22 protein-coding genes are annotated in these 22,918 nt (G+C 69.3%); 16 read left to right on the top strand and 6 right to left on the bottom strand.

Annotated elements, in window-relative coordinates; all coding sequences use genetic code 11:
* The 3 genes from GUY59_RS27350 to GUY59_RS27360 form a co-directional block, all read left to right on the top strand.
* On the top strand, positions 1 to 216 hold a 216-nt coding region (locus GUY59_RS27350; RefSeq protein WP_161714726.1), incomplete at its 5' end, for a hypothetical protein.
* A gap of 65 nt (positions 217 to 281) precedes the next feature.
* The gene (locus GUY59_RS27355; RefSeq protein ID WP_138199339.1) at positions 282 to 1,238 is read left to right on the top strand and encodes a zinc-binding dehydrogenase; all 957 of its coding nucleotides are present in this window, start codon (positions 282 to 284) and stop codon (positions 1,236 to 1,238) included.
* A gap of 74 nt (positions 1,239 to 1,312) precedes the next feature.
* A complete protein-coding gene (locus tag GUY59_RS27360) occupies positions 1,313 to 2,170 on the top strand; it encodes an oxygenase MpaB family protein (protein ID WP_138199340.1) in 858 nt (285 codons plus the stop codon).
* Positions 2,171 to 2,252: 82 nt separating this feature from the next.
* Here GUY59_RS27360 and GUY59_RS27365 read toward each other — a convergent pair whose 3' ends face one another.
* The 5 genes from GUY59_RS27365 to GUY59_RS27385 all read right to left on the bottom strand — a co-directional run bounded on the left by GUY59_RS27365 (position 2,253) and on the right by GUY59_RS27385 (position 8,656).
* Positions 2,253 to 2,993 carry a PadR family transcriptional regulator gene (locus tag GUY59_RS27365; protein WP_138199341.1) on the bottom strand — a complete coding sequence of 247 codons (741 nt, stop codon included), beginning with the start codon at positions 2,991 to 2,993 and terminating at the stop codon, positions 2,253 to 2,255.
* Positions 2,990 to 3,793 (bottom strand): DUF4097 family beta strand repeat-containing protein, encoded by an 804-nt coding sequence (locus GUY59_RS27370; RefSeq protein ID WP_138199342.1) that lies wholly within the window; start codon positions 3,791 to 3,793, stop codon positions 2,990 to 2,992. The genes GUY59_RS27365 and GUY59_RS27370 overlap by 4 nt, the downstream gene beginning before the upstream one ends.
* Positions 3,794 to 3,891: 98 nt before the next feature.
* The gene (locus GUY59_RS27375) at positions 3,892 to 4,071 is read right to left on the bottom strand and encodes a DUF6104 family protein (protein ID WP_132331313.1); all 180 of its coding nucleotides are present in this window, start codon (positions 4,069 to 4,071) and stop codon (positions 3,892 to 3,894) included.
* Between the two features lie 98 nt (positions 4,072 to 4,169).
* A complete protein-coding gene (locus GUY59_RS27380; protein WP_138199343.1) occupies positions 4,170 to 7,808 on the bottom strand; it encodes a multifunctional oxoglutarate decarboxylase/oxoglutarate dehydrogenase thiamine pyrophosphate-binding subunit/dihydrolipoyllysine-residue succinyltransferase subunit in 3,639 nt (1,212 codons plus the stop codon).
* Positions 7,809 to 8,011: 203 nt separating this feature from the next.
* Positions 8,012 to 8,656, bottom strand: a complete 645-nt coding sequence (locus tag GUY59_RS27385; protein ID WP_138199344.1) for a B3/B4 domain-containing protein — start codon at positions 8,654 to 8,656, stop codon at positions 8,012 to 8,014.
* A gap of 72 nt (positions 8,657 to 8,728) precedes the next feature.
* Here GUY59_RS27385 and GUY59_RS27390 point away from each other — a divergent pair, with 72 nt between their 5' ends.
* Positions 8,729 to 9,295, top strand: coding sequence for a winged helix-turn-helix domain-containing protein (locus GUY59_RS27390; RefSeq protein ID WP_138199345.1), 567 nt, complete (start codon positions 8,729 to 8,731; stop codon positions 9,293 to 9,295).
* Positions 9,292 to 10,575, top strand: coding sequence for an MFS transporter (locus tag GUY59_RS27395; RefSeq protein WP_138199346.1), 1,284 nt, complete (start codon positions 9,292 to 9,294; stop codon positions 10,573 to 10,575). Before GUY59_RS27390 ends, GUY59_RS27395 begins: the two co-directional genes overlap by 4 nt.
* On the opposite strand, the gene GUY59_RS27400 is transcribed toward GUY59_RS27395, so the two are convergent.
* Positions 10,523 to 11,368, bottom strand: a complete 846-nt coding sequence (locus tag GUY59_RS27400; protein WP_138199347.1) for a glutathione S-transferase family protein — start codon at positions 11,366 to 11,368, stop codon at positions 10,523 to 10,525. The genes GUY59_RS27395 and GUY59_RS27400 overlap by 53 nt on opposite strands.
* Positions 11,369 to 11,423: 55 nt before the next feature.
* On the opposite strand from GUY59_RS27400, the gene GUY59_RS27405 reads away from it, so the two are divergent.
* The 11 genes from GUY59_RS27405 (at position 11,424) to GUY59_RS27455 (ending at position 22,813) form a co-directional block, all read left to right on the top strand.
* Positions 11,424 to 12,482, top strand: coding sequence for an MBL fold metallo-hydrolase (locus tag GUY59_RS27405; protein WP_132331302.1), 1,059 nt, complete (start codon positions 11,424 to 11,426; stop codon positions 12,480 to 12,482).
* A gap of 82 nt (positions 12,483 to 12,564) precedes the next feature.
* Positions 12,565 to 13,437, top strand: a complete 873-nt coding sequence (locus GUY59_RS27410) for an SDR family NAD(P)-dependent oxidoreductase (protein WP_138199348.1) — start codon at positions 12,565 to 12,567, stop codon at positions 13,435 to 13,437.
* Positions 13,438 to 13,632: 195 nt separating this feature from the next.
* Positions 13,633 to 14,790: an ROK family transcriptional regulator gene (locus tag GUY59_RS27415; RefSeq protein ID WP_132331298.1), complete on the top strand. Its 1,158-nt coding sequence runs from the start codon at positions 13,633 to 13,635 to the stop codon at positions 14,788 to 14,790.
* Between the two features lie 38 nt (positions 14,791 to 14,828).
* A complete protein-coding gene (locus GUY59_RS27420; protein WP_138199349.1) occupies positions 14,829 to 16,313 on the top strand; it encodes a sugar ABC transporter ATP-binding protein in 1,485 nt (494 codons plus the stop codon).
* Complete coding sequence (locus GUY59_RS27425; RefSeq protein ID WP_236667550.1) at positions 16,313 to 17,344, top strand: ABC transporter permease; 1,032 nt, start codon at positions 16,313 to 16,315, stop codon at positions 17,342 to 17,344. The genes GUY59_RS27420 and GUY59_RS27425 overlap by 1 nt, the downstream gene beginning before the upstream one ends.
* Entirely contained in the window at positions 17,341 to 18,387 is a 1,047-nt protein-coding gene (locus GUY59_RS27430; protein ID WP_138199350.1) for an ABC transporter substrate-binding protein, read from the top strand. Before GUY59_RS27425 ends, GUY59_RS27430 begins: the two co-directional genes overlap by 4 nt.
* Positions 18,388 to 18,398: 11 nt before the next feature.
* Positions 18,399 to 19,550 (top strand): Gfo/Idh/MocA family protein, encoded by a 1,152-nt coding sequence (locus GUY59_RS27435; RefSeq protein WP_138199351.1) that lies wholly within the window; start codon positions 18,399 to 18,401, stop codon positions 19,548 to 19,550.
* 3 nt (positions 19,551 to 19,553) lie between these two features.
* Positions 19,554 to 20,555: a sugar phosphate isomerase/epimerase family protein gene (locus tag GUY59_RS27440; RefSeq protein WP_132331290.1), complete on the top strand. Its 1,002-nt coding sequence runs from the start codon at positions 19,554 to 19,556 to the stop codon at positions 20,553 to 20,555.
* A gap of 480 nt (positions 20,556 to 21,035) precedes the next feature.
* On the top strand, positions 21,036 to 21,431 hold the full coding sequence (locus GUY59_RS27445) for a peptidase inhibitor family I36 protein (protein ID WP_161714727.1): 396 nt from the start codon (positions 21,036 to 21,038) through the stop codon (positions 21,429 to 21,431).
* A 53-nt stretch (positions 21,432 to 21,484) separates the two neighbouring features.
* The gene (locus GUY59_RS27450; RefSeq protein WP_161714728.1) at positions 21,485 to 21,871 is read left to right on the top strand and encodes a peptidase inhibitor family I36 protein; all 387 of its coding nucleotides are present in this window, start codon (positions 21,485 to 21,487) and stop codon (positions 21,869 to 21,871) included.
* 162 nt (positions 21,872 to 22,033) lie between these two features.
* On the top strand, positions 22,034 to 22,813 hold the full coding sequence (locus GUY59_RS27455; RefSeq protein WP_138199354.1) for a hypothetical protein: 780 nt from the start codon (positions 22,034 to 22,036) through the stop codon (positions 22,811 to 22,813).
* The last annotated feature ends 105 nt before the right edge of the window (positions 22,814 to 22,918 follow it).

Here is a 22,918-nt window from a genome sequence, read left to right on the forward strand (position 1 = left end):
GTGGGGCCGCAGCTGTGGTTCGGCGGCGGGGCGGGGACGATGGTGGTGCTGACGCCGGCGCCCGGCTGCGAACGCACCGCCACGGTCCCCGACGTGATCAGCGGGCGCGGGCGACCCGTCGACTCGGTGTGCCGCGGCGACGTGCAGGTCACCGTCACCGGCTCCCAGAGGTTCCGCGACCAGGTCGTCCAGGGCATCCGCATCACGTACGAGTAGGTTCGCGGGTCCGCGGCGGCAGGGCGGCGGGCCGATGATCGGAATCTTGTTAGTAAGGTGCGGCCATGTTCGCCGTAACCGCCACTCAGACCGATCCCGACCATCCGCTCGCCGGGCTGACGCTCGGCGAGCGCCCCGAGCCGACGACGCCCGACGGCTGGACCACCGTCTCCGTGCGGGCCGCCGCGCTCAACCACCACGACCTGTGGACGCTCAAGGGCGTCGGCATCCGGCAGGACCGGCTGCCGATCGTGCTGGGCTGCGACGCCGCCGGCGTGGACGAGGACGGCAACGAGGTCATCGTGCACGCCGTGATCGGCTCGGGCCCCGACGAGACGCTGGATCCCCGGCGCAGCCTGCTGTCGGAGACGTACGACGGCACGTTCGCCGAGCGGGTCGCCGTGCCGCGCCGCAACCTCGTGCCCAAGCCGGCTTCGCTCAGCTTCGAGCACGCCGCCTGCCTGCCGACGGCCTGGCTGACCGCGTACCGCATGTTGTTCGACAAAGCCGGGCTTGAGCCCGGCTCCACGGTGCTCGTGCAGGGCGCGGGCGGCGGCGTCGCCACCGCGCTGATCGCGCTGGGCCGGGCCGGCGGCTACCGCGTCTGGGCGACCAGCCGTACGGAGGCCAAGCGTGAGCGCGCCCGCGAGCTCGGCGCCGACCAGGTCTTCGAGACGGGCACGCGGCTGCCCGAGCGGGTCGACGCCGTCATGGAGACCGTCGGGCAGGCGACCTGGGCCCATTCGCTCAAGTCGCTCAAACCGGGCGGGCGCATCGTCGTGTCGGGTGCCACCAGCGGCGCGGTTCCGCCCGCCGATCTCAACCGGGTGTTCTTCCTGCAGCTGTCCGTGGCGGGCTCGACGATGGGAACGCGCGACCAGCTCCAGCGGCTGGCGGTGTTCCTGGAGCAGACCGGCGTGCGTCCGGTCGTCGACCGGACGTTGCCGCTGGCCGAGGCGCGGGAGGGGTTCGCGGCCATGGCGGAGGGAGAGATCTTCGGGAAGATCGTCTTTTCGGGATAGATAAGTAAATGGGTACTTTTGCTCTCCTGGGTGATACAAGCAGGGAAAGCCGTATCACCCGGGAGGCCGTCAGCATGGACGTCGAACCCTTCGGACCAGGCTCGTTGCACTGGGACACGGCCGGCGAATACCGCAACCTGCTCGTGGCCGGCAGCGCGCTGGTCCTCCAGACGATGCACCCGGCCGTGGGCGCGGCCGTAGCGGAGCACTCCACGTACAAGTCCGACCCGTGGGGACGGCTCACCCGCACGCTCACGTCCGTCCAGACCTGGGTGTACGGCGGCGCCCGCGGCCCGGCGGAAGGTGAGCGGCTCAGAAGGTTGCACCGGGGCATCAGCGGGGTGGACGAGCACGGCAGGCACTATCACGCGCTGAACGGCGAGGCATGGGCCTGGGTGCACTTATCGCTGTTCGAGCGCTTCCTCACGCTCAACCGGTGGTTCGGCACCCCGTTCACCCACGAGCAGGAGCAGCGGTTCTACGCCGAGTCACGGCAACTCGGCGCGATCCTGCGGGTGCCCGAGCGGGAGCTGCCGGAGGACCTGGCGGCGTACCGGCGCTACTTCGACGACATGGTGGCCGACCGGCTGGAGCCGCACCCGACCGCGCTCGACGTGCTCGCGGTCATGCGCGGCACGCCGGCGCCGCCCGGCCTGCCCTGGCCGCTGCGCAGGCTGTGGACGCCGGTCGGGGCGGGATCCGGGGGGTTCAACCACTTCGTGACCGTCGGTACGCTGCCGCCGGCCGTACGCGCGAAGCTGGGGCTGCGCTGGACGGCGCGGGACGAGTGGCGGCTGCGGCAGGTCGGGCACGCCGTGGCGACCCTCGCGCCGCGCCTGCCGGAACGCCTGCGCTACATGCCCATCGCCTACCGCGCCCGCCGCGCCGCCCGCCGGTCACGCCGCGCCGAGCGTCTCCCGCGCCCGGCCTGACGCGGCCGGTTCCCGCACGACATCTCCGGGCGCGGTAGGACTTAGGTCCCGAGCATCCCCGGCTGGGGCAGGCGCGGGGTGGTCAGCGTTCGAGGATGTCGCGGACGCTACGGGCGGCGTCGTCGAGCGTCACGCGCAGCGCCGCCACCTTCTCCGGTGTCAGGCGCGTCCCCGACGCCTCCTCACGGGCCCGGGCGACGAAGTCGGCCAGCAGCTCGCCCAGCTCGGCGTCGAGGTCGGCCCGGTTGGGCGGCGCGCCCCCGAGCGTCGCCCAGACCTCCGACCAGATTCTGCGCCACTCCTTGCTGAGCCGCTCGCCCTCGTCCTGCCAGTGGTTGGCGTGCTCCATCCACTGGCGCTTCTGCTGCTCCTTGAGCCGCCTGAGGTCCTCCCGCTGCTTGTCGAGCAGGTCTTTGGCGTCGTCGTGGCTGCTGGTGCGCACGTCCTTGGCCATCCGGGTCAGCTCGTCGCGCAGCGACTTGACGGTGTCGCGGACGTCCTCCTTGACCTCGCGGGCGATGTCGCGCACGGAGGCGGAGATCTCCTCCTCCAGGTCGTCGAGCTCGTCGAGCCGGTCGTTCAGCTCCTCGCGGCCCCTGTCGGTGATCGAGAACACCTTCTTGCCCTCGACCACCTCGTGCGTCACGAGGCCCTCCTCCTCCAGGCGGGCCAGGCGCGGGTAGATGGTGCCGGGCGAGGGCGAGTAGACGCCGAGGAATCGGTCCTGGAGCAGTCTGATGACCTCGTAGCCGTGGCGCGGGCTCTCGTCCAGCAGCTTGAGCAGGTACAGCCGGAGCCGGCCGTGACCGAAGACAGGGCTCATTCCTTCTCTCCCTTGAGCAGCGTGACCTCGCCGGACACGGTGATCGCCGACAGTGAGGCCATGCCGCCACCCAGCCGCCCCGTCAGCGCTTTGGCGCCGGGGCCGCCCGTGTTGGCCAGTTCGTAGAACGTGCTGACCAGCCTGCCCGAGGTGGATCTGAGGCTGACGTCGGCCTCGGCGTTCTCCGGCAGCCTGACCACGATGTCACCCGACACACTGTTGAGTGTGACGTGACCTGTGGGGCGCAGCGCCAGGTCGGCCGTGAACCGTCCGGAGATCGTGCCGGCCTTCAGCCGGCGCGGGCTGCCGTCGGCCACCGTCAGGTCGCCGGATACGCTCTTGAAGGCGAGGTCGCCGGACATCGCGCGGCTCTCGACGGAGCCGGAGACGGTGTTGGCCAGCACGTCACCGCTCACGCCGTCGAGCACGAGCTCGCCCGACACGCTCTTGACGTGGGTCTTCCTCTCGAACCCGGCAACCACGGCGGGCGCGCTGACCACGCCGGCGTTGACCGTGCAGGTCTTCGGCACGGCGATCGACAACACGGTCCTGCGGCGGTCACGGCGCAGCCACCCGAGCATTCCGTCCCAGGTCAGGTCTTGGTAGGCGACGGTGAGCGAGCGAGTGTGCTCGTCGTAGGTCACGATGAGCGGCGCGGCCGAGTCCATTTCGGCCACCTCCAGCGTGGGTGGGCCCTCGCTGGCGAGCACGGCCAGCCGTCCGGCCACGATGCGTACGTCAAGCGTCTCCACCTGGCCGAAGGTGAGCTGCTCGGGTGTCTCGATCGCCCACTGTTGCATGATCCCTGCCCTTCTCGGCGACACGTCTACTAGAGACACGATATGTCGCGTCTGCGGAGAGCTCAAGATGTATCGCGTTTTCAGGTGTCAGGAACGCCCTACTCCTCGTCCTCGTCGTCCAGCCGGGCCAGCCACGTCGCCAGCCGCTCGACGGGCGTCTCGAATTCGGGATTGAGGTCGACGAACTCGCGCAGCCGCTCGCCGAGCCACAGAAGGCTGACCTCCTCCTCGCCCCGGCGCTCGACCAGTTCCTCGATCCCCCGATCGGTGAAGTACATCGTCGTCCATTCCTTCCAACGGGCGATTCGCCCGCATCAACCTGTCAGAACGCCAGTGAGCCCCCGGACGGGCCGGGGGCTCACCGTGCGGACCTGCTTCAGCCGAAGATCTGCTCGAGGATGCTCTCGAGCTCGTGGTCGTGCGTGTTGTGCGAGCCCGTGGCCGGCGAGCTGTTGGGCGTGCGCGACACCCGGCGCACCGGCCGCCCGCCCAGGACCTGCGGGTCCTCGGCCAGCTTGAGCGCCAGATAGGGCCACGGCCCCATGTTGACCGGCTCGTCCTGGGCCCAGACCAGCTCCGTCTGCTCGCCGTAGCGCGCCAGCTCGGTGGCCAGCTCGTCGGACGGGAACGGGTAGAGGCGCTCCAGCCGGACGAGGGCGACGTCGTCGCGGCCCGTCTTGTCGCGCTGCGCGGCCAGCTCGTAGTAGAGCTTTCCGGAGCAGAGCACGACCCTGGTGACCTTGCCCGGGTCGACCGTCGTGTCGCCGAGCACCGGCTGGAAGCTGCCTGAGGTGAAGTCGGACGCCTTCGACGTGGCCGCCTTGTGCCGCAGCAGCCACTTGGGCGTGAAGACCACCATCGGCTTGTGGCGCTTGGACTCCACCTGCCAGCGCAGCAGGTGGAAGTAGTTGGCCGGCGTGGTCGGCTGCGCCACCGTCATGTTGTCGAGCGCGCACACCTGCAGGAACCGCTCGATGCGGGCCGAGGAGTGGTCGGGGCCCTGGCCCTCGTAGCCGTGCGGCAGCAGCAGCACGACCGAGGACTTCTGGCCCCACTTCTGCTCGCCCGCCGAGATGAACTCGTCGATGATCGTCTGTGCGCCGTTGACGAAGTCGCCGAACTGCGCCTCCCAGGCGACCAGCGCGTCAGGACGCACGACGCTGTAGCCGTATTCGAAGCCGAGCGCCGCGAACTCGCTGAGCAGCGAGTCGTAGACGTAGAACTTCGTGGTGCCGTGGTTGAACGTCTTGAGCGGCGTGTGGTCGGCCCCGGTCATCCGGTCCACCAGGACGGCGTGGCGCTGGGTGAACGTGCCGCGCCTTGAGTCCTGGCCGACCAGGCGCACCGGGTGGCCGTCGATCAGCAGCGAGCCGAACGCCAGCGTCTCGCCCATCGCCCAGTCGATCGCATCCTGCTCGACCATCTGGCCGCGGCGCTGCAACACCGGCGCGAGGCGCGGGTGCGGCGTGAAGCCCTCGGGCAGGCTGAGCTGGGTGTCGACGATGCGCTTGAGCGTCTCGTCGCTGATCGCCGTCGGCGTGTCGTCGTGCGACCACTTGACCACCTCGGCCGGCGGCACCCGCATGGCGCCCGCCTCCAGCGGCTTCTTCGCCGCCTCGCGGGTCTCGGTGAACGCCTGCTCCAGCTTGGCCTGGTAGTCGCGCAGCGCCTGCTCGGCCTCCTCGACCGTGATGTCGCCCCGGCCGATCAGCGCCTCGGTGTAGAGCTTGCGGGTCGAGCGCTTGGCGTCGATCAGGTCGTACATCAGCGGCTGGGTGAAGGCGGGGTTGTCGCCCTCGTTGTGGCCGCGGCGGCGGTAGCAGATGAGGTCGATGACGACGTCCTTGCGGAACGCCTGGCGGTATTCGTAGGCCAGCTCGCCCACGCGCACCACGGCCTCGGGGTCGTCGCCGTTGACGTGGAAGATCGGCGCCTGGATCATCCGCGCCACGTCGGTCGCGTAGACCGACGAGCGGGATGAGGCGGGCGAGGTGGTGAAGCCCACCTGGTTGTTGACCACCACGTGCACGGTGCCGCCGGTGCGGTAGCCGCGCAGCTGCGACAGGTTGAGCGTCTCGGCCACGACGCCCTGGCCGGCGAAGGCCGCGTCGCCGTGGACGAGGACGGGCAGGACGGTGAAGCCCTCCTCGCCGCGCTCCAGCAGGTCCTGCTTGGCGCGTACGACGCCCTCCAGGACCGGGTCGACCGCCTCCAGGTGGGAAGGGTTGGCGACCACGGACGCGGTGATGGTCTTGCCGCTGGGCGCGGTGAACTCGCCCGTCGCGCCCAGGTGGTATTTCACGTCGCCGGAGCCGTGCGCGGTGCGCGGGTCGATGTTGCCCTCGAACTCGCCGAAGATCTGCGCGTAGGACTTGCCGACGATGTTGGCCAGCACGTTGAGCCGGCCGCGGTGGGCCATGCCGATGACGACCTCGTCGAGGTCTTCGTCGGCGGCGTCACTGATCACCGAGTCGAGCAGCGGGATCAGGGACTCGCCGCCCTCCAGCGAGAAGCGCTTCTGGCCGACGAACTTGGTCTGCAGGAACGTCTCGAACGCCTCGGCGGTGTTGAGCCGCGACAGGATGTTGAGTTGCTCGTCGCGCTCGGGCGACTTGTGCGGCCTCTCCACCCGCTCCTGGATCCAGGCCCGCTCCTCGGGGTTCTGGATGTGCATGTACTCGATGCCGACCGTGCGGCAGTAGGAGTCGCGCAGCACGCCCAGGATCTCGCGCAGCTTCATCAGCGGCCGGCCGCCGAACCCTCCGGTGGCGAACTCCCGCTCGAGGTCCCACAGCGTCAGGCCATGCGACTGGATGTCGAGGTCGGGGTGCTTGCGCTGCTTGTATTCCAGCGGGTCGGTCTCGGCCATCAGGTGGCCGCGCACGCGGTAGGCGTGGATCAGCTCCAGCACGCGGGCCGACTTGGACACGTCGTCGTCGTGCGACGTCGACACGTCCTGGACCCACCGCACCGGTTCGTAGGGGATGCGCAGGGCCTCGAAGACCTCGTCGTAGAAGCCGTCCTCGCCGAGCAGCAGCCGGTGGATCTGGCGCAGGAAGTCGCCCGACTGGGCGCCCTGGATGATCCGGTGGTCATAGGTGCTGGTCAGCGTCATGACCTTGGAGACGGCCAGGCGCGAGAGCGTGTCGGGCGAGGCGCCCTGGTATTCGGCGGGGTATTCCATCGCGCCGACGCCGATGATCGTGCCCTGGCCCGGCATCAGCCGCGGCACGGAGTGCACGGTGCCGATCGTGCCGGGGTTGGTGAGCGAGATGGTGGTGCCGGAGAAGTCGTCGACGCCGAGCTTGCCGGCCCGCGCCTTGCGGACGACCTCTTCGTAGGCCATCCAGAACTGCCGGAAGTCCATCTCCTCCGCGCCCTTGATCGAGGGCACGAGGAGCTGTCGCTCGCCGTTGCTCTTCTGCACGTCGATCGCCAGGCCGAAGCCCACGTGCTCGGGCTTGACCAGCGTCGGCTTGCCGTCGATCTCCGTGAAGGAGTAGTTCATCTCCGGCATGACCCGCAGCGCCTTGACGATCGCGAAGCCGATCAGGTGCGTGAAGGACACCTTGCCGCCGCGGCCCCGCTTGAGGTGATTGTTGATCACGATGCGGTTGTCGACCAGCAGCTTGGCAGGGATGGCGCGCACGCTGGTCGCCGTCGGCACCGACAGCGACTGCTCCATGTTGGCGGCCGTGCGGGCCGCGGCCCCGCGCAACTTCACCTCCTCGGCGCCCTTGGGCACCGGAGCGGCCGGTTGCTTCGGCTTCTCGGCTGCCGGTGGCGCCTTAGGCACCGCCTTGGAAGGCGCGGGGGCGGTCACTGTGCCGTTCCCCGCCTCCTTGGCCGGGGTCCGGCCCGGTCCGTAGTCAGGGTTGTAGTCAGCGAAGAAATTCCACCAAGCCTTGTCGACCGACTCGGGATCTTGGAGGTATTTCTGGTACAGCTCGTCGACAAGCCACTCGTTCTGACCAAAGCTTGCCAGCGGGTTTGTCCGCGACGACTCAGACGACACGGCGGAAATCGCCCTCTTCCGCAGATCGGCGTTGATGTTAGAGAACCTTTCCAAGGCTACTCGCCCGGACCGGCAGCGCGCGCCCAGGTGGTCGTGCCGCCACGCACGATCCTCTCAGGACGGCGCGGTCACGTCGCCACCCCCTAGTCAACCCGGGGGTCGCGCATTTATCACTATTTGATATCAACACCCTGCCTGGAGGTTTACTTCCCTCTGGAGATCACTCTGCTGGCGATCCGCACCTGAGGGGACAACTCGGACAGCAGATCGGCGAGTTCCTCGCCCGCCTGCTTGAGCTCCACCAGCGACATGGGCTCCAGGCGTTCGAGCAGGAAGATGGCGTTGGTGGTCTCCTCGGTGAGCCGGGTGCGCACCACCTGGCGCCAGTTCCACCTGCGGCAGGTCACGCCGATGTCGTCGCGCCAGATCACCTCGCCGGGGTCGGGTGTGCCGAGCGCCTCCTCGGACGCCTCCTCGCCGCTCGCCCTGACCAGCCGCGCCGGCCCGGAGTAGCGGTCGAGGTCTTCCCCGCCGATGGGCAGTGCGTGTTTCACGCTGATCGAGTTGTACGCGTCGACGACCTGGTTGATCTCCGGCAGCGGCATCCGGCGGGTGAGGGCGTCGACCGAGGGCCTGGTGCGCTGCGGTTTGGCCCCGAACGCGCGGTAGGCGTCCTTCCAGGCGTCGATCTTCTCCGTCTGGACGGGCGCGGCCGAGGCCTCGGCGAGCCAGGCGCGTGAGCGCTCGTCGGTGGGGCCGTTGCGCAGGTCGTGGGCGGTCATGACGAGGACCGCGAAGTCGGGTCGCAGCGCGAGGACCGCGTCGTCCACCTGGATGTCGTCAAGCATCTCCACAGTTTACGATCCCGAAAATCGCAGAATTTGCTTTGCAAAATTCTCTTTGTAGCCTACGGTGGACGTGTGGAGGAGAAATACAAGATCAACGATCCGCGGGTGCTCAAGGCCGTGAGCCACCCGCTGCGGGCCCGCCTGCTCGGCCTGCTCCGCGCCGACGGGCCGTCCACCGCCAGCGAACTCGGCCGCAAACTGGGCGAGAGCTCCGGCTCCACCAGCTACCACCTGCGCGAGCTGGCCAAGTACGGCTTCATCGAGGAGGACCCCGAGCAGCGCGACGGGCGCGAGCGGCGCTGGCGTTCCCGGCACCGCTACACCTCGTGGAACAGCCGGGAGATGTCCGGCACTCCCGAGGGGCGCGAGGCGGTCAGAGTCATGCGGTTGTGGCAGGCCGAGGTGCTCGGGCGGTTCGTCCAGGAGTTCGACGAGTCCGAGTGGCCTCCGGAGTGGGTGGAGACCGCGGGCCTGAGCGACCACATCGCCGAGCTGCCGCCGGCTGGGCTGGCCGAGTTCATGGCGCGTACCGAGGAGCTGCTGCGCGAGCTGACCGTGCGCCACGCCGGCGCAACCGACGCCGAGCAGGTGCGGATCTGGGTGGGGGGCTTCCCCAGGGAGCGGAGGTCGGAGCCGTGACCGCGCGGTCGGCGTTACGGCGCTACATGCTCGTCAGCTTCCTGACCTGGCTGCCGATCGGGCTCGCGATGGCCGCCCAGGTGTTGCTGATGACAGAGAGAGGCCTCGGGCTGGCGCAGATCGGGCTGGCGACGACGGTGTTCTCGATCGTCACCGTGAGCCTCGAACTGCCCACCGGCGGGCTGGCCGACGTCCTGGGGCGGCGGGTGGTGCTGGCGGCCTCGGCGGCGTTCACCGTCGCGGCTCTGGTTCTGATGAGCGTGTCCACGACGTTGTGGATGTTCATGGTGGCCGGCGTGCTGAAAGGCGTGGCCAGGGCACTGTCCAGCGGCCCCGCCACCTCCTGGTACGTCGACACGCTGCACGGCGTCGAGGGCCGCGACGCCGACCTGAAGCCCGGCCTGGCCAGGGGCGGCGCGATGGAGTCCGCGGCCCTGTGCGCCGGCGTGCTGGCGGGCGGCGGCCTCCCGCTTCTGGTGCCGCCCTCGCTGCTCCTGCCCCTCGCGGCGCCGTCGCTGGTGGGTGCGGTCGCGGCGGCGCTGCTGCTGTTCGTGGTGGTGTTCGCGCTGCCCGAGCCGGCCCACCGGCGCCGCACGCTGCCGGGCGTGCTGCGCGAGGTGCCGGCCACGGTGACGGGCGGCGTGCGGCTGGTCGCGGGCAGCCCCCTGCTGCGCAGGCTGGCGATGGTCGCGGCGGCCACGGGCGCGGTGCTGATGACCATCGAGCTGCTCACCCCGGGCCGGCTCGCCGAGCTGGCGGGCACGGCGGAGGGGGGCGGCATGACGTACGCGGTGGTCGCGGCGCTCGGCTTCGCGGGCAGCGCGATGGGCAACGCGCTCGTGCCGGGCGTGGCCCGGCTGGCCGGCGGGTCGGCGGGCGGAGCGATGGCCGGGACGGTGCTGGCCGCGCTCTCCGTGGGAGTGCTGGCCGCGACGGCCAGCCTGGACGGCCTGCCGGGAACGCTGAGCGCGGGGCTGGCCTACGTCGTGCTGTTCGTCGGCATCTCGCTGACGGGCACGCTCTGCCTGGAGCTGACCCACAGGGCCGTCACCGCCGCCGAGCGCACCACGGTCGCCTCGACGAGCTCCATCGCCCTGCAGTCCGGCGGGACCCTGGCCAATCTCACGCTCGGTGCCCTGGCCGCCCAGGCGGGCCTCGCCGCCGCCTGGGCCGTCGTGGCCGTCGTGACGCTGGCCTCGGCGCTGCTGTTCGTCAGGATGCCCGCGCCTACGGGCTCCAGTCGAGCTCAGGCCCGACTGGCACGATCCGGCTCGGGTTGATGTCGGTCTGGGTGATGAAGTAATGACGCTTGATCTGGTCGAAGTCGGTGGTTTCGCGGAAGGCCGGGATGCCGTACAACCCGCGCGCGTACGCCCACAGCGCCGGATAGTCGATCAGCCGCCTGAGGGAGCACTTGAAGTGCGTGTGGTAGACGGTGTCGAACCTGGCGAGAGTGGTGTAGAGGCGCACGTCGCTGTCGGTCAGCGTGTCGAAGAGGAACTCCGATCCCGCGAGGCGCACCTCCAGGAAGTCGAGGGTGGTGAAGACGCGGGTCACCGCCTCTTCGTACGCCTGCTGGTCGCGGGCGAAGCCGACTTCGTACACCGCGTTGTTGAGGCCGTGGTAGAGGCGGTCGTTCATGATGTCGACGTCCGGGCGCAGGCGCTCGGGGTAGAGGTCCGGAGAGGTGCCCCATGACGTCTCCAGGTCGAGGGTGATCTGGGGGAAGTCGTTGGTGACGATGCGCCGGTCCTTGGCGTCCCAGATGCAGGGGACGGTGTAGCGGCCCGTGTAGCCGGGGTCGGTCGCGAGATAGAGCTCCGAGAGATATTCCGGGTCGCCGCCGGGGACGCGCCAGCCCTTCTCGTCGCGGATGGGATCGACGATCGTGACGTCCAGCAGGTCCTGCAGCCCGAGGAGCGACCGTACGATCAGCACGCGCTGCGCCCACGGGCAGGCGTAGGAGGCGTAGAGCCGGTAGCGTCCCGGCTCGGGCGGGCCCAGCCGGTCGGTGAAACGGTTGGGCTGCCGGACGAAGCGGCCAGTGTCGGAAAGCTCGCGGCTCGGCTTCATGGTCCTAGTAGAACATGATTCGGAAGCTGAACTTCGTTCGGGCACAATCGGGGCCATGACGAAATTCGTGGTGACCCCTGCCAATGTGGCACAGCGGGACGCGTGGGCCGGCGGGGCGATCCCCGAGGTCGAACGGGTGCGTCCGGGACTGTGGTCCGTGCCGGTGCCGATTCCGGTCAACCCCCTGCGGTACGTGCTGGTCTACGTCCTGGAGCTGCCCGGCGGGGTGGCGATCGTCGACGCCGGGTGGAACACCGACGAGGCGTACGACGCGCTGGTCGCCGGACTGGCCGTGGCCGGCTACGCGATCACCGACGTCAAGGGTGTGCTCGTCACGCACATCCACCCCGACCACTACGGGCTGGCCGGGCGTGTGCGGGAGATGTCGGGCGCGTGGATCGCGCTGCACCCGGCCGACGCGCGGCTGGTCCGCGAGCGTTACGACGACGCGGCCATCGATTCCCTGGTGGAGCGGGAGCGCGAGCTGCTGCGCCGCTGCGGGGTGCCCGCGCTGACGCTGGACGAGCTGGCCGGGGCCTCGATGATGATCCGGCACATGGTCACCATGGCCAGGCCCGACCGGCTGGTGGAGGACGGCGACGAACTCGGGCTGCCCGGCTGGGACCTGCGGGCCGTCTGGACGCCCGGCCACTCGCCCGGCCACCTGTGCTTCGTCTCGCCCGCGCGCGGGGTGTTGTTCTCCGGCGACCACGTGCTGGCCAAGATCACGCCGATGGTGGCCGTGCACCCGCAGTCCGGCCCCAACCCGCTTGCCGACTATCTCGACTCGCTGGCCGCCGTACGCAAGCTGGACGTCGAGGAGGTGCTGCCCGCGCACGAATACCGGTTCCTGGAGCTGGCCGAGCGGGTCGACAGTGTGATGGCGCACCACGACGAGCGGCTGGCCGAGATCGAGCGGGCGGTGGCCGCGCTCGACGGGGCCGCCTGCTGGGACCTCGCCACCCGGCTGACCTGGTCGCGGCCGTGGGAGACCATTCCGCCGTTCATGCGGCGCGCGGCCAACAACGAGACGCTCGCGCACCTGGCGTGGCTGGAGGCCAGGGGACGGGTGCGCCGGGTGGCGGGCGAGCCGGATTTGTGGTTCCCGGCCTGACGACCGGCGCTTGCGGGCGCGGGGACCTGGGGCGGGTTATCGTACTCGTACTAGAATGTTGTTCTCCTGCCTGGGAGGTTCGATGCTTCGGTTCGATGACAGGGTCGCGATCATCACGGGGGCGGGGCACGGCCTCGGCAGGTCGCACGCGCTGCTGCTGGCCGAGCGCGGGGCCAAGGTCGTGGTCAACGACCTCGGCGGCGCGCTCGACGGCACCGGCGCCTCCACCGGGCCCGCCGGGGAGGTGGCCGAGCTCATCACGAAGAACGGCGGCCAGGCCGTCGCCAGCACCGACGACGTCGCCACGCCCGAGGGCGCCAGGGCCATCGTGCAGAGCGCGGTCGACGCGTTCGGCAAGGTCGACATCGTCGTCAACAACGCGGGCATCCTGCGCGACAAGTCGCTCGGCAAGATGACGGTCGAGGACTTCGACGGGGTTCTCGCCGTGCACGTACGCGGCTCGTTCCTGGTCAGCCACGCCGCCTACCCGCTGATGAAGGCGGCCGGCTACGGACGCATCGTCAACACCTCCAGCCCGGCCGGCCTGTTCGGCAACTTCGGCCAGGCCAACTACTCGACCGCGAAGATGGGCCTGGTCGGCCTGACCAAGACCCTGGGCATCGAGGGCGCGCGCAACGGTATCAAGGCCAACGCCATCGCCCCCATCGCGTGGACCAGGATGACCGAGGCGCTGCTGCCCGCCGAGTTCGAGGCCAAGTTCACGCCGGAGCGGGTGAGCGCGTTGGTGGCGTGTCTCGTGCACGACTCGTGCGAGGTCAGCGGCGAGGTGTTCAGCGTCGGCGGCGGCCGGGTGGCGCGGGTGTTCGTGGCCGAGGGGCCGGGCTGGAAGACGGACGACCTCACGCCGGAGGCGATCGTCGGCAACTGGGACGCGATCATGGCCGAGCAGCCGTACGTGCTCACCGCGAGTGATTCGATGAAGGCCATGCTCTAGACGCGCGCGGCGCTTCCGAGCCGGTCCTCGCCTGCGGCGGGGGCCGGTCTCGTCGTTCGGGGGTCATCAGACGAATGCCTAAATGTCGGGAATGAGGGCTAAAGGGCAGGCTTTGTTCGATCTTCGGCGGAAGTTGCGGGGGTTTGGGCGACCCATACTCTTGATTTGCCGCATCAGTGATCTTATTGTCGCCACATGACCCCCCAGCCGGGCTCCGCCGGCGACGTGCTGACGCTGATCAGCGCCGGATCGGCGACCACCCGTTCCGACCTCGCGCGGCTCACCGGCCTGGCCAGATCCACGATCTCGCAGCGGGTCGACGCCCTGATCGAGCGCGGCCTGGTGGAGGAGACCGAGAACGGCGAGTCCACCGGCGGAAGACCGCCGCGGCAACTGCGCCTGCACACCGAGGACCACGCCTTCGCCGGCGTCGACCTCGGCGCCACGCACTGCCGGGTCGCGCTGATGGACATCTCCGGCAACGTGCTCGCGGAGTGCGAGGACTCGATGCTGATCGGCGAGGGTCCCGAGAAGGTGCTCGCCCACGTCGACCAGCGGCTCGACCGGCTGCTCGGCACCGCGGGACGGCCCAGGTCCGCTCTGCGCGCCATCGGCATCGGGGTTCCGGGACCCGTCGAGTTCGCCACCGGCCGCCCGAACAACCCGCCGATCATGCCCGGCTGGAACGACTACCCCGTCCCCGACTACTTCGACGGGGTGGAGGTGCTGGTCGACAACGACGTCAACGTGATGGCGCTCGGCGAGCACCGCAACTCCTTCGCCGACGCGGGCCACCTGCTGTTCGTCAAGGTCGGCACCGGCATCGGCTGCGGCATCGTGGCCCAGGGCCGGCTGCACAGGGGCGCGCAGGGTTCCGCGGGCGACATCGGCCACATCAGGGTCAGCGGCCACGAGGACGCCGGCTGCCGGTGCGGCAACAGCGCCTGCCTGGAGGCCGTGGCCGGCGGCGCCGCCATCGCCAGGCGACTGACCGAGCTCGGCCTCGCCGCCGAGACCGGGGCCGACGTCGTGGCACTGGTGCAGGCGGGCAACACGCAGGCGCTGAGGCTGGTCAGAGAGGCGGGCCGGCTCATCGGCGAGGTGCTGGCCAGCCTGGTCAACTTCTTCAACCCCGAGGTCATCGTCATCGGCGGCGCGTTGTCTCGCGTGCACGAGCACCTGCTCGCAGGGATCAGGGAGACGGTCTACCGCAGATCACTCCCGCTGGCCACGCACCACCTGTCGATCACCCCCAGCCGTACGGGTATCAACGCGGCCGTGCTCGGCGCCGGGATGCTCGCCATCGAACACTACCTGTCACCCGACAACATCAACCGCATTGTCAACGCCTGAGCAGTACGCCCCCACAAGAACGCTGAAAGGGATCTCCGATGCTGGTCATGAAGGGCATCGTCAAACAGTTCCCAGGCGTGCGCGCGCTGGACGGGGTCGACCTGGACGTACGGGCGGGCGAGGTGCACTGCCTGCTCGGCCAGAACGGCGCCGGCAAGTCCACCTTGATCAAGGTGCTGGCCGGGGTGCACCAGCCCGACGCGGGCACGATCGTGTTCAACGACGCCGAGGTGCGGCCGGGCAGCCCGATCGACGCCATCAGGCTCGGCTTCGCCACCATCTACCAGGAGCTCGACCTGGTCGACGGGCTCAGCGTGGCCGAGAACATCTTCCTCGGCCACGAGCACGCCCGCTTCGGCTTCGTCAACAGGGCGGCCGCCCGGCGCGCGGCCCGCGAGGTGCTCGAACGGCTCGGCCACGGCGAGATCCGCCCGTCGGCCGAGGTCGGCCGGCTCTCGCCGGCGGCCAAGCAGGTCGTCTCGATGGCCCGCGCGCTCTCCCACGACGCCCGCCTCATCATCATGGACGAGCCGTCGGCGGCCCTCGCCCACGACGAGGTCGCCAACCTCTTCCGCATCATCCGCGAGCTCACCGCCCAGGGCGTGGCCGTGGTCTACATCTCCCACCGGCTGGAGGAGATCCGCGAGATCGGCGACCGGGTCACCGTGCTGAAGGACGGGCGTACGGTGGCCGTCGGGCTGTCCGCCCGCGACACCCCCACCAGCCAGATCGTCTCCCTCATGACCGGCAGGAACGTCGAATACGTCTTCCCCGCCAAGGCGGACAGGGCGCCGGGTGATGAGGTGCTCAGGGTCGAAGGCCTGAGCTCGCCGGGCGTCTTCTCCGACGTCTCGTTCACCGTACGGGCCGGCGAGATCGTCGGGCTGGCCGGGCTCGTCGGCTCAGGGCGGTCGGAGATCCTCGAAGCCGTGTACGGCGCGCGCCCCGCCACCGGCCGGGTGGTACTCGACGGGCAGGAGGTACGCCGCAGCGTCGTCGGCACCGTACGGCACGGCATGGGCCTGGCGCCCGAGGAGCGCAAGGCCCAGGCGCTGCTCCTCGACCAGAGCGTCACCGCGAACATCACCCTCGGCAGCCTGCCGGGGTTCGCCCGGTTCGGCTGGCTCGACCGCAAACACGAGCGCGAGGAGGCCAAGAGGCTGGCGGAGATGCTCGACATCCGGCCACCCGACCCCGAACGCCCGATCCGGACTCTTTCGGGCGGCAACCAGCAGAAGGCCGTGCTCGCCCGGTGGCTGCTCGGCAGCCGCAAGCTGCTCCTGCTGGACGAGCCCACCAGAGGCGTGGACGTGGGCGCCAGGGCCGAACTGTACGCGGTGATCCGCAACCTGGCAGAGGAGGGCATCGGCGTGCTGCTGGTCTCCAGCGAGGTCCCCGAGGTGCTCGGCCTGGCCGATCGGGTGCTGGTGCTGCGCGAGGGGACCGTCATCCACGAGGGCGACGCCGCCGGGCTGGACGAGCACGGCGTACTCGACATGATCATGAATGGGAGGGCGGCGTGATGAGCGAGCCCACGAAAGCGCAGACGCTCTCGGCCGCGGGAGGCGGCGGGCCGTCGCGCCGGGGCATCCCCGGCCTGGGATCGCTGGGCGGCGTCGGCGAGATGCGGCATCTCGGACTGCTCGGCGCGCTGGCGCTGCTGGTCGTCGTCGGCCTGGTCACCAGGCCGGAGAACTTCGCCACCGCCTCCAACCTGGTCAGCATCCTGTCCCTGGCCGCCACGATCGGCGTGATCACGGTCGGGGCCACGTTCGTGATCATCGGTGGCGGCATCGACCTGTCGGTGGGCGCGGTCATGGCGCTGGCCTCGGTCTGGGCGACGACGGTGGCCACGCAGTCGTACGGTCCGGTGACCATGGCGATCTGCGCGATGCTCGTCGGCACCGGGGCGGGGCTGGTCAACGGGCTGCTCATCGCCTACGGGCGGCTCGTGCCGTTCATCGCCACGCTGGCCATGCTCGTCGCCGCCCGCGGGCTGGCGCAGCGCATGTCCGACCGCAAGACGCAGATCATCGACGCCGACAACACCGCCGTGGTGGAGTTGTCGACCACCCGCGTGCTGGGCATCCCGCTGCTGGTCTACATCTTCGCGCTCGTCGTGGTGCTCGGCTGGGTCGTGCTCAACCGCACGACGTTCGGGCGGCGCACCTACGCGGTGGGGGGCAACCCCGAGGCGGCCAGGCTCGCCGGCATCGACGTGCGCAGGCACACGATGCTGCTCTACGCCCTGTCGGGGCTGTGCTGCGGCATCGCCGCCATCCTCATCATGGCCCGTACGACGACGGGCTCGTCCACCCACGGGGACCTGTACGAACTGGACGCCATCGCCGCAGTGATCATCGGCGGCACGCTGCTCACCGGGGGCCGGGGCACGATCATGGGCTCGATCCTGGGCCTGCTGATCTTCACGCTCATCACCAACCTGTTCATTCTCAACGGCCTCAACACCAGCGACCAGCTGATCGCGAAGGGCCTGATCATCGTCGCCGCCGTCCTTCTCCAGCGGCGGAATCTGAAGGAGAGAGCACCATGAGTGACAAAGTCGCGCGCAGGGGATTCCTCGTCGGCGGAGCCGCGCTCTTAGCGGCGGGCTGCACCAGCAACGAGCCCGAGGCCGCGCCCTCCAGCGCGGCCGCCGTGCCCGCCCCCGCGGCGAGCGGCAACGACGAGCCGGGCCAGAAGGTGGTGATCGGGTTCTCGGCGCCGGCCGCCGACCACGGGTGGATCGCGGCCATCGCCAAGAACGCCGAGGCCACCGCGAAGCAGTATTCCGACGTCGAGTTCAAGCCGGTCGAGCCGACGAACGACATCAACCAGCAGATCTCCGCGGTCGAGTCGCTCATCGCGGCCAAGGTGAACGTGCTGGTGATCCTGCCGAACGACGGCCAGCAGCTCAACCAGGTCGCGCTGCAGGCCACCGAGGCGGGCATCCCCGTCGTCAACCTCGACCGCGTCTTCCCCGACAAGCTGGCCTACCGCACGTGGGTCGGCGGCGACAACTACGGCATGGGCGTGGCGGCCGGGCACTTCATCGGCGAGCAGCTCAAGGACAAGGGCGTGTCGGACCCGGTGATCGTCGAGATCCAGGGCATCGCCACGCTGCCGCTGACCCAGGACCGCACCAAGGGCTTCGCCGACGCGCTCAAGACGTACGGGTTCAGCGTCACCGCCAAGCAGGACGCGCAGTTCACCGTGGAGACCGGAAACGAGGTGGCCACGTCGCTGCTGCAGGCGCACAAGAAGATCGACGCGCTGTGGAACCACGACGACGACCAGGGCGTCGGCGTGCTCGCCGCCATCAAGGAGGCCAACAGGGACGAGTTCATCATGGTCGGCGGGGCGGGCTCGCTGAACGCGATGAAGGAGATCCAGTCGAACACCTCGGTGCTGAAGGCCACCGTCACCTACAGCCCGACGATGGCCTCGTCGGCGATCAAACTGGCGCGTCTGATAGCACAGGGTAAGGGCATGAGTGACCTGGTGGAGAACCAGGTGCCGCAGTCCATCACACTCGCGTCCGAGACCATCACCAAGGAGAACGTCGAGAACTACATGTCGCTCGGCTTCGAATCCTGATCGGGGGTTGCATGTCAGACAGAACCACCATCGGCGTGGGCATGGTCGGCTACGCCTTCATGGGCCGCGTCCACTCGCAGGCCTGGCGGAGTGTGGGGGCCTTCTTCGACCTGCCGCTGGCGCCGCGCATGGCGGTGCTCGCGGGCAGGTCGAAGGAGCGCACCGAGGCGGCCGCCGCGCAGCTCGGCTGGGACGCCGTCGAGACGGACTGGAGAGAGCTGGTCAAGCGGGACGACGTGCAGATCGTCGACATCTGCACGCCGGGCGACTCGCACGCCGAGATCGCCCTGGCCGCGCTGGAGGCCGGCAAGCACGTGCTCTGCGAGAAGCCGCTGGCCAACACCGTCGCCGAGGCCGAGGCCATGGTGCGAGCCGCCGAGGCCGCGCCGGGCAAGAGCATGGTGGCCTTCAACTACCGGCGGGTGCCCGCTGTCGCGCTCGCCCGCCGCTACGTCGAGGAGGGCAGGCTCGGCGAGATCAGGCACGTGCGGGCTCAATACCTGCAGGACTGGATCGTCGACCCGGAGTTTCCGCTGGTCTGGCGGTTGCAGAAGGACAAGGCGGGGGCCGGCGCGCTCGGTGACATCGGCTCCCACATCGTCGACGCCGCCCAGTTCATCACCGGGCAGAACGTGGTGGGCGTGTCCGCGCTGACGGAGACGTTCATCAAGGAGCGTCCGCTGGCCGCCGAGTCGGCCGGGCTCGGCGCGACAGGAACCTCCGCCACGGGGCAGGTCACCGTCGACGACGCCGCCCTGTTCATCGGCCGGCTCTCCGGCGGCGCGGTGGCCTCGTTCGAGGCCACCCGCTTCGCCACCGGGCGCAAGAACGCCATGCGCATCGAGATCAACGGCTCGCACGGCAGCCTCGCCTTCGACTTCGAGGCCATGAACGAGTTGTGGTTCAGCGCGGGCGGAGGCGGTTTCGAGCGCATCCTCGTCACCGAGCCCGACCACCCCTACGTGGGCGCCTGGTGGCCGCCCGGGCACGGGCTCGGCTACGAGCACACCTTCACCCACGAGGTCAAGGACTTCCTGGAGGCGATCGCCACCGGAGCCGACCCCACGCCGTCGTTCGCCGACGGGCTGCGGGTGCAACGGGTGCTGGCGGCGGTCGAGCAGAGCGCGGCTGAGAGCAGCCGCTACACGAACGTGGAGGACTGACTCATGCGACCCGTCACGCTGTTCACCGGACAGTGGGCCGACCTGCCGTTCGAGGAGGTGTGCCGGCTGGCGGCGGAGTGGGGTTACGACGGTCTGGAGATCGCCTGCTCCGGCGATCACTTCGACGTCGCCCAGGCCGTGGCCGACCCGTCGTACGTCGAGCAGAAACGCGCCCAGCTCGACAAGCACGGCCTGAAGGTCTGGACGATCTCCAACCACCTGGTCGGCCAGGCCGTCTGCGACCTCATCGACGAGCGCCACAGGGCCATCCTGCCCGCCCGCATCTGGGGCGAGGGCGACCCCGAGTCGGTGCGTCAGGCCGCCGCCGAGGACATGAAGAACACCGCGCGCGCCGCGGCGCTGCTCGGCGTGAACACGGTGGTCGGCTTCACCGGCTCGTCGATCTGGCACACCGTCGCCATGTTCCCGCCGACGCCGGCGTCGATGGTGGAGGCCGGCTACCAGGACTTCGCCGACCGCTGGAACCCCATCCTCGACGTCTTCGACGAGGTCGGCGTACGTTTCGCGCACGAGATCCACCCGAGCGAGATCGCCTACGACTACTACACGACCCAGCGCACGCTGGAGGCCATCGGCCACCGGCCGGCGTTCGGGCTCAACTGGGACCCGTCGCACATGGTGTGGCAGGACCTCGACCCGGTGGCGTTCATCCTCGACTTCAAGGACCGCATCTACCACGTCGACTGCAAGGACACGCGCATGCGCGTCGGCGACGGCCGCAAGGGCCGCATGTCCTCGCACCTGCCGTGGGCCGACATGCGGCGCGGCTGGGACTTCGTCTCCACGGGCCGGGGCGACGTGCCGTGGGAGGACTGCTTCCGCGCGCTCAACTCCATCGGCTACGACGGCCCGATCTCGATCGAGTGGGAGGACGCCGGCATGGACCGGCTCGACGGGGCCAAGGAGGCGCTGAGCTATATCCGCACGCTGAACTCCATCACCCCGCCCGCCACGGCCTTCGACGCCGCCTTCTCCACCGAGTAGCGCCCCCGCGCGGCGCGCCACCGGTCTCGGCCGGCGCGCCGCGCCTGCCGCTGGACGCGGAGCTCGTCCCGCCTCCACCGGAACACCTCCACCCGTTCACCGGGTAACGGACCACACGGTTGTCACCCTGCTCCGCCTGACTCCCCCCGCGAGTCTCCCCGATCGGTCTGGTGCTGCTCACCCGATCGGATGCCCATATCGGCGGCCTGACCGCGTACAGGCACGCCGGAGAAGGGTCTCGCTGGGACACCCGGACTGTCCTGAATCGAGGGATTTCTGTCCTGGCATTCTGCCGCAGCGGCCCGCCGCCATCGGTAAGGTCTTTGTCACGCACTGGTCATGACATTTGTCTGGATGGCGCGGCCTCTGTGTCGATGTGGCCGGCTAAAGGCCGGCAGGAGTTTTCTGTAATTCCGAACGAAAGGCCTGGCGATGCCTCGGCCGGACTTTCTGCGTGCGCGCAGGACGGAAAGGGTGTTCATGAAGAAGGTTGTGGTCGGCTCTTTGCTTGCGGCGGTGGCCGTGGTGGGGGCGCCTGGGGTTGCGGCGGTGCAGGCCGATTCCCGGTCGTCGTCGGCTGGGGGGTACTTCTACCTTTATGAGCATGACAACTACAAGGGTGGCTATGCCCGTTTCAAGACAGGTGACGGTGACCTGAGGAACAACCGATGGATCGGCACCAACCGGTCGGTCAACAACGGTGCGAGTTCGATGAAGAACCAGACCAGATACTACGTTCACCTGGGCGAGACAGGCGCTGCATCGTCGGGCTATGCCGCCAGGCCGTACTCCGTGGACTCCGATCTGACGAAGAACTCCGGTAAGCCGTCCTACGACAACCGCGCCAGCAGCATCGCCTTCCGCAATTACGGATGAGGAATAGCGTTTACTGGCCGGGCGAGGTCCGGCCCGTAACGGAAAGGACGTTCATGAAGAAGGTTTTGGTCGGCTCTTTGCTTGCGGCGGTGGCCGTGGTGGGGGCGCCTGGGGTTGCAGCGGTGCAGGCCGATTCCCGGTCGTCGGCTGCGCGGTACCTCTACCTTTATGAGCATGACAACTTCAAGGGCGGCTGGCAGCGTTTCAGCAAGAACGACGCTAACCTGGCCACCAACACGTGGCGCGGCACCTACCGGTCCGTCCTTAACGGTGCCAGTTCCATGAAGAACACCTCCGGAAGCAAGGTCACGCTGTACAGCGGCGGGGGCTACTCGGGCTCGTCCTACAGTGCGCGGCCGTACTCCTCTGACGCTGACCTGACGAAGAACTCCGGCAACCCGTCGTTCGACAACACGGCCGAATCGTTCAAGTTCGGCTAGGGCCGTGTGAATCGTGCATGAAAGCGGGCCCGTTCCTTCCCCATCGGACGGGCCCGCTCCGGCGCCATCAAGGAGTTTCGGATGTATTGGCGTTCGGTGACGGCTGTCTGTTGTGCGCTGCTCCTCGCCGGGTGCGGTGACCAGGGCCGCGGGGGTGGGGTGGTGGCCCGTCTGGCTGCCGGTCCCGAGGCCAGGGCGCTGCGCCTGCCGCTGGACGCGTACAGGTTGAGTGCTGATGAGTCCGCCATGCTGGACCATGCCGCGGACACGCTGGTCGAGATCTGCATGCGCGGCAAGGGCGTGCCCTGGACCAGGTTGCCCCGTTTCCGGGTCGATGACGCTTTTCACCGCAGGCGGTACGGGGTCATCGAGGAGGAGGCCGCGAAGCGGTTCGGCTACCACCTTGTGCGTGACCCGTCGGAACTGCGGAAAGAGCAGGCCTGGCAGGCGCGCGACGACAAGCTCACCTCGGAGGAGCACGTCGCCGCCTACGGCGAGGACGGCAAGAGCGGCTGTATGAGGGACGGCTACGTCCGGGTCAACCAAGGAGCCGCCGAAGGAGAAAGCCCCGCGCTGAGAAGGCTCGACCAGGAGTCCTATGACGCCTCCGCGAAGCATCCGGACGTGCTCTCCGCGTCTCGGAAGTGGAGCGCGTGCATGCGGGAGCAGGGATTCTCCTACCGCGATCCGACCCAGGCGGTGGGTGATCCCCGGTGGCGGACTCCCGCTCCGACCGGCGACGAGATCCGCACCGCCGGCGCCGACGTACGGTGCAAGAAGCTCTCGAACCTGGTCGCCGTCTGGTCAGAGGTGGAACGGGAGCTGCAGGAACGCGGCCTGCGAGAGCACCACGATCAATTCGCGGCTCTCGCGGACGGAAAGTCCCGGTGGCTGGCGGATGCCAAGTCCATCATCTCCCGGAGTCTTCAGAACCGCCGGTAGACGATCGGCTGGGCCGCGATGCCCATTCGCCTGGAAATCGGCCAGGACGAAGCTGCGGAAAGTGGGCCGGAAGAGCACACGGTTCTCACCCGCCGCGGCCTGAAC

The sequence above is a fragment of the Nonomuraea sp. K271 genome, assembly GCF_009908215.1.
Lineage (GTDB): Bacteria > Actinomycetota > Actinomycetes > Streptosporangiales > Streptosporangiaceae > Nonomuraea > Nonomuraea longispora.

Coding starts and splice junctions, on each gene's coding strand:
- GUY59_RS27420 (WP_138199349.1), top strand. CDS start 14,829: ATGCTGGTCATGAAGGGCATCGTCAAACAGTTCCCAGGCGTGCGCGCG.
- GUY59_RS27405 (WP_132331302.1), top strand. CDS start 11,424: ATGACGAAATTCGTGGTGACCCCTGCCAATGTGGCACAGCGGGACGCG.
- GUY59_RS27355 (WP_138199339.1), top strand. CDS start 282: ATGTTCGCCGTAACCGCCACTCAGACCGATCCCGACCATCCGCTCGCC.
- GUY59_RS27425 (WP_236667550.1), top strand. CDS start 16,313: ATGAGCGAGCCCACGAAAGCGCAGACGCTCTCGGCCGCGGGAGGCGGC.
- GUY59_RS27385 (WP_138199344.1), bottom strand. CDS start 8,656: ATGCTTGACGACATCCAGGTGGACGACGCGGTCCTCGCGCTGCGACCC.
- GUY59_RS27375 (WP_132331313.1), bottom strand. CDS start 4,071: ATGTACTTCACCGATCGGGGGATCGAGGAACTGGTCGAGCGCCGGGGC.
- GUY59_RS27415 (WP_132331298.1), top strand. CDS start 13,633: ATGACCCCCCAGCCGGGCTCCGCCGGCGACGTGCTGACGCTGATCAGC.
- GUY59_RS27360 (WP_138199340.1), top strand. CDS start 1,313: ATGGACGTCGAACCCTTCGGACCAGGCTCGTTGCACTGGGACACGGCC.
- GUY59_RS27370 (WP_138199342.1), bottom strand. CDS start 3,793: ATGCAACAGTGGGCGATCGAGACACCCGAGCAGCTCACCTTCGGCCAG.
- GUY59_RS27400 (WP_138199347.1), bottom strand. CDS start 11,368: ATGAAGCCGAGCCGCGAGCTTTCCGACACTGGCCGCTTCGTCCGGCAG.
- GUY59_RS27440 (WP_132331290.1), top strand. CDS start 19,554: ATGCGACCCGTCACGCTGTTCACCGGACAGTGGGCCGACCTGCCGTTC.
- GUY59_RS27430 (WP_138199350.1), top strand. CDS start 17,341: ATGAGTGACAAAGTCGCGCGCAGGGGATTCCTCGTCGGCGGAGCCGCG.
- GUY59_RS27410 (WP_138199348.1), top strand. CDS start 12,565: ATGCTTCGGTTCGATGACAGGGTCGCGATCATCACGGGGGCGGGGCAC.
- GUY59_RS27365 (WP_138199341.1), bottom strand. CDS start 2,993: ATGAGCCCTGTCTTCGGTCACGGCCGGCTCCGGCTGTACCTGCTCAAG.
- GUY59_RS27450 (WP_161714728.1), top strand. CDS start 21,485: ATGAAGAAGGTTTTGGTCGGCTCTTTGCTTGCGGCGGTGGCCGTGGTG.
- GUY59_RS27435 (WP_138199351.1), top strand. CDS start 18,399: ATGTCAGACAGAACCACCATCGGCGTGGGCATGGTCGGCTACGCCTTC.
- GUY59_RS27445 (WP_161714727.1), top strand. CDS start 21,036: ATGAAGAAGGTTGTGGTCGGCTCTTTGCTTGCGGCGGTGGCCGTGGTG.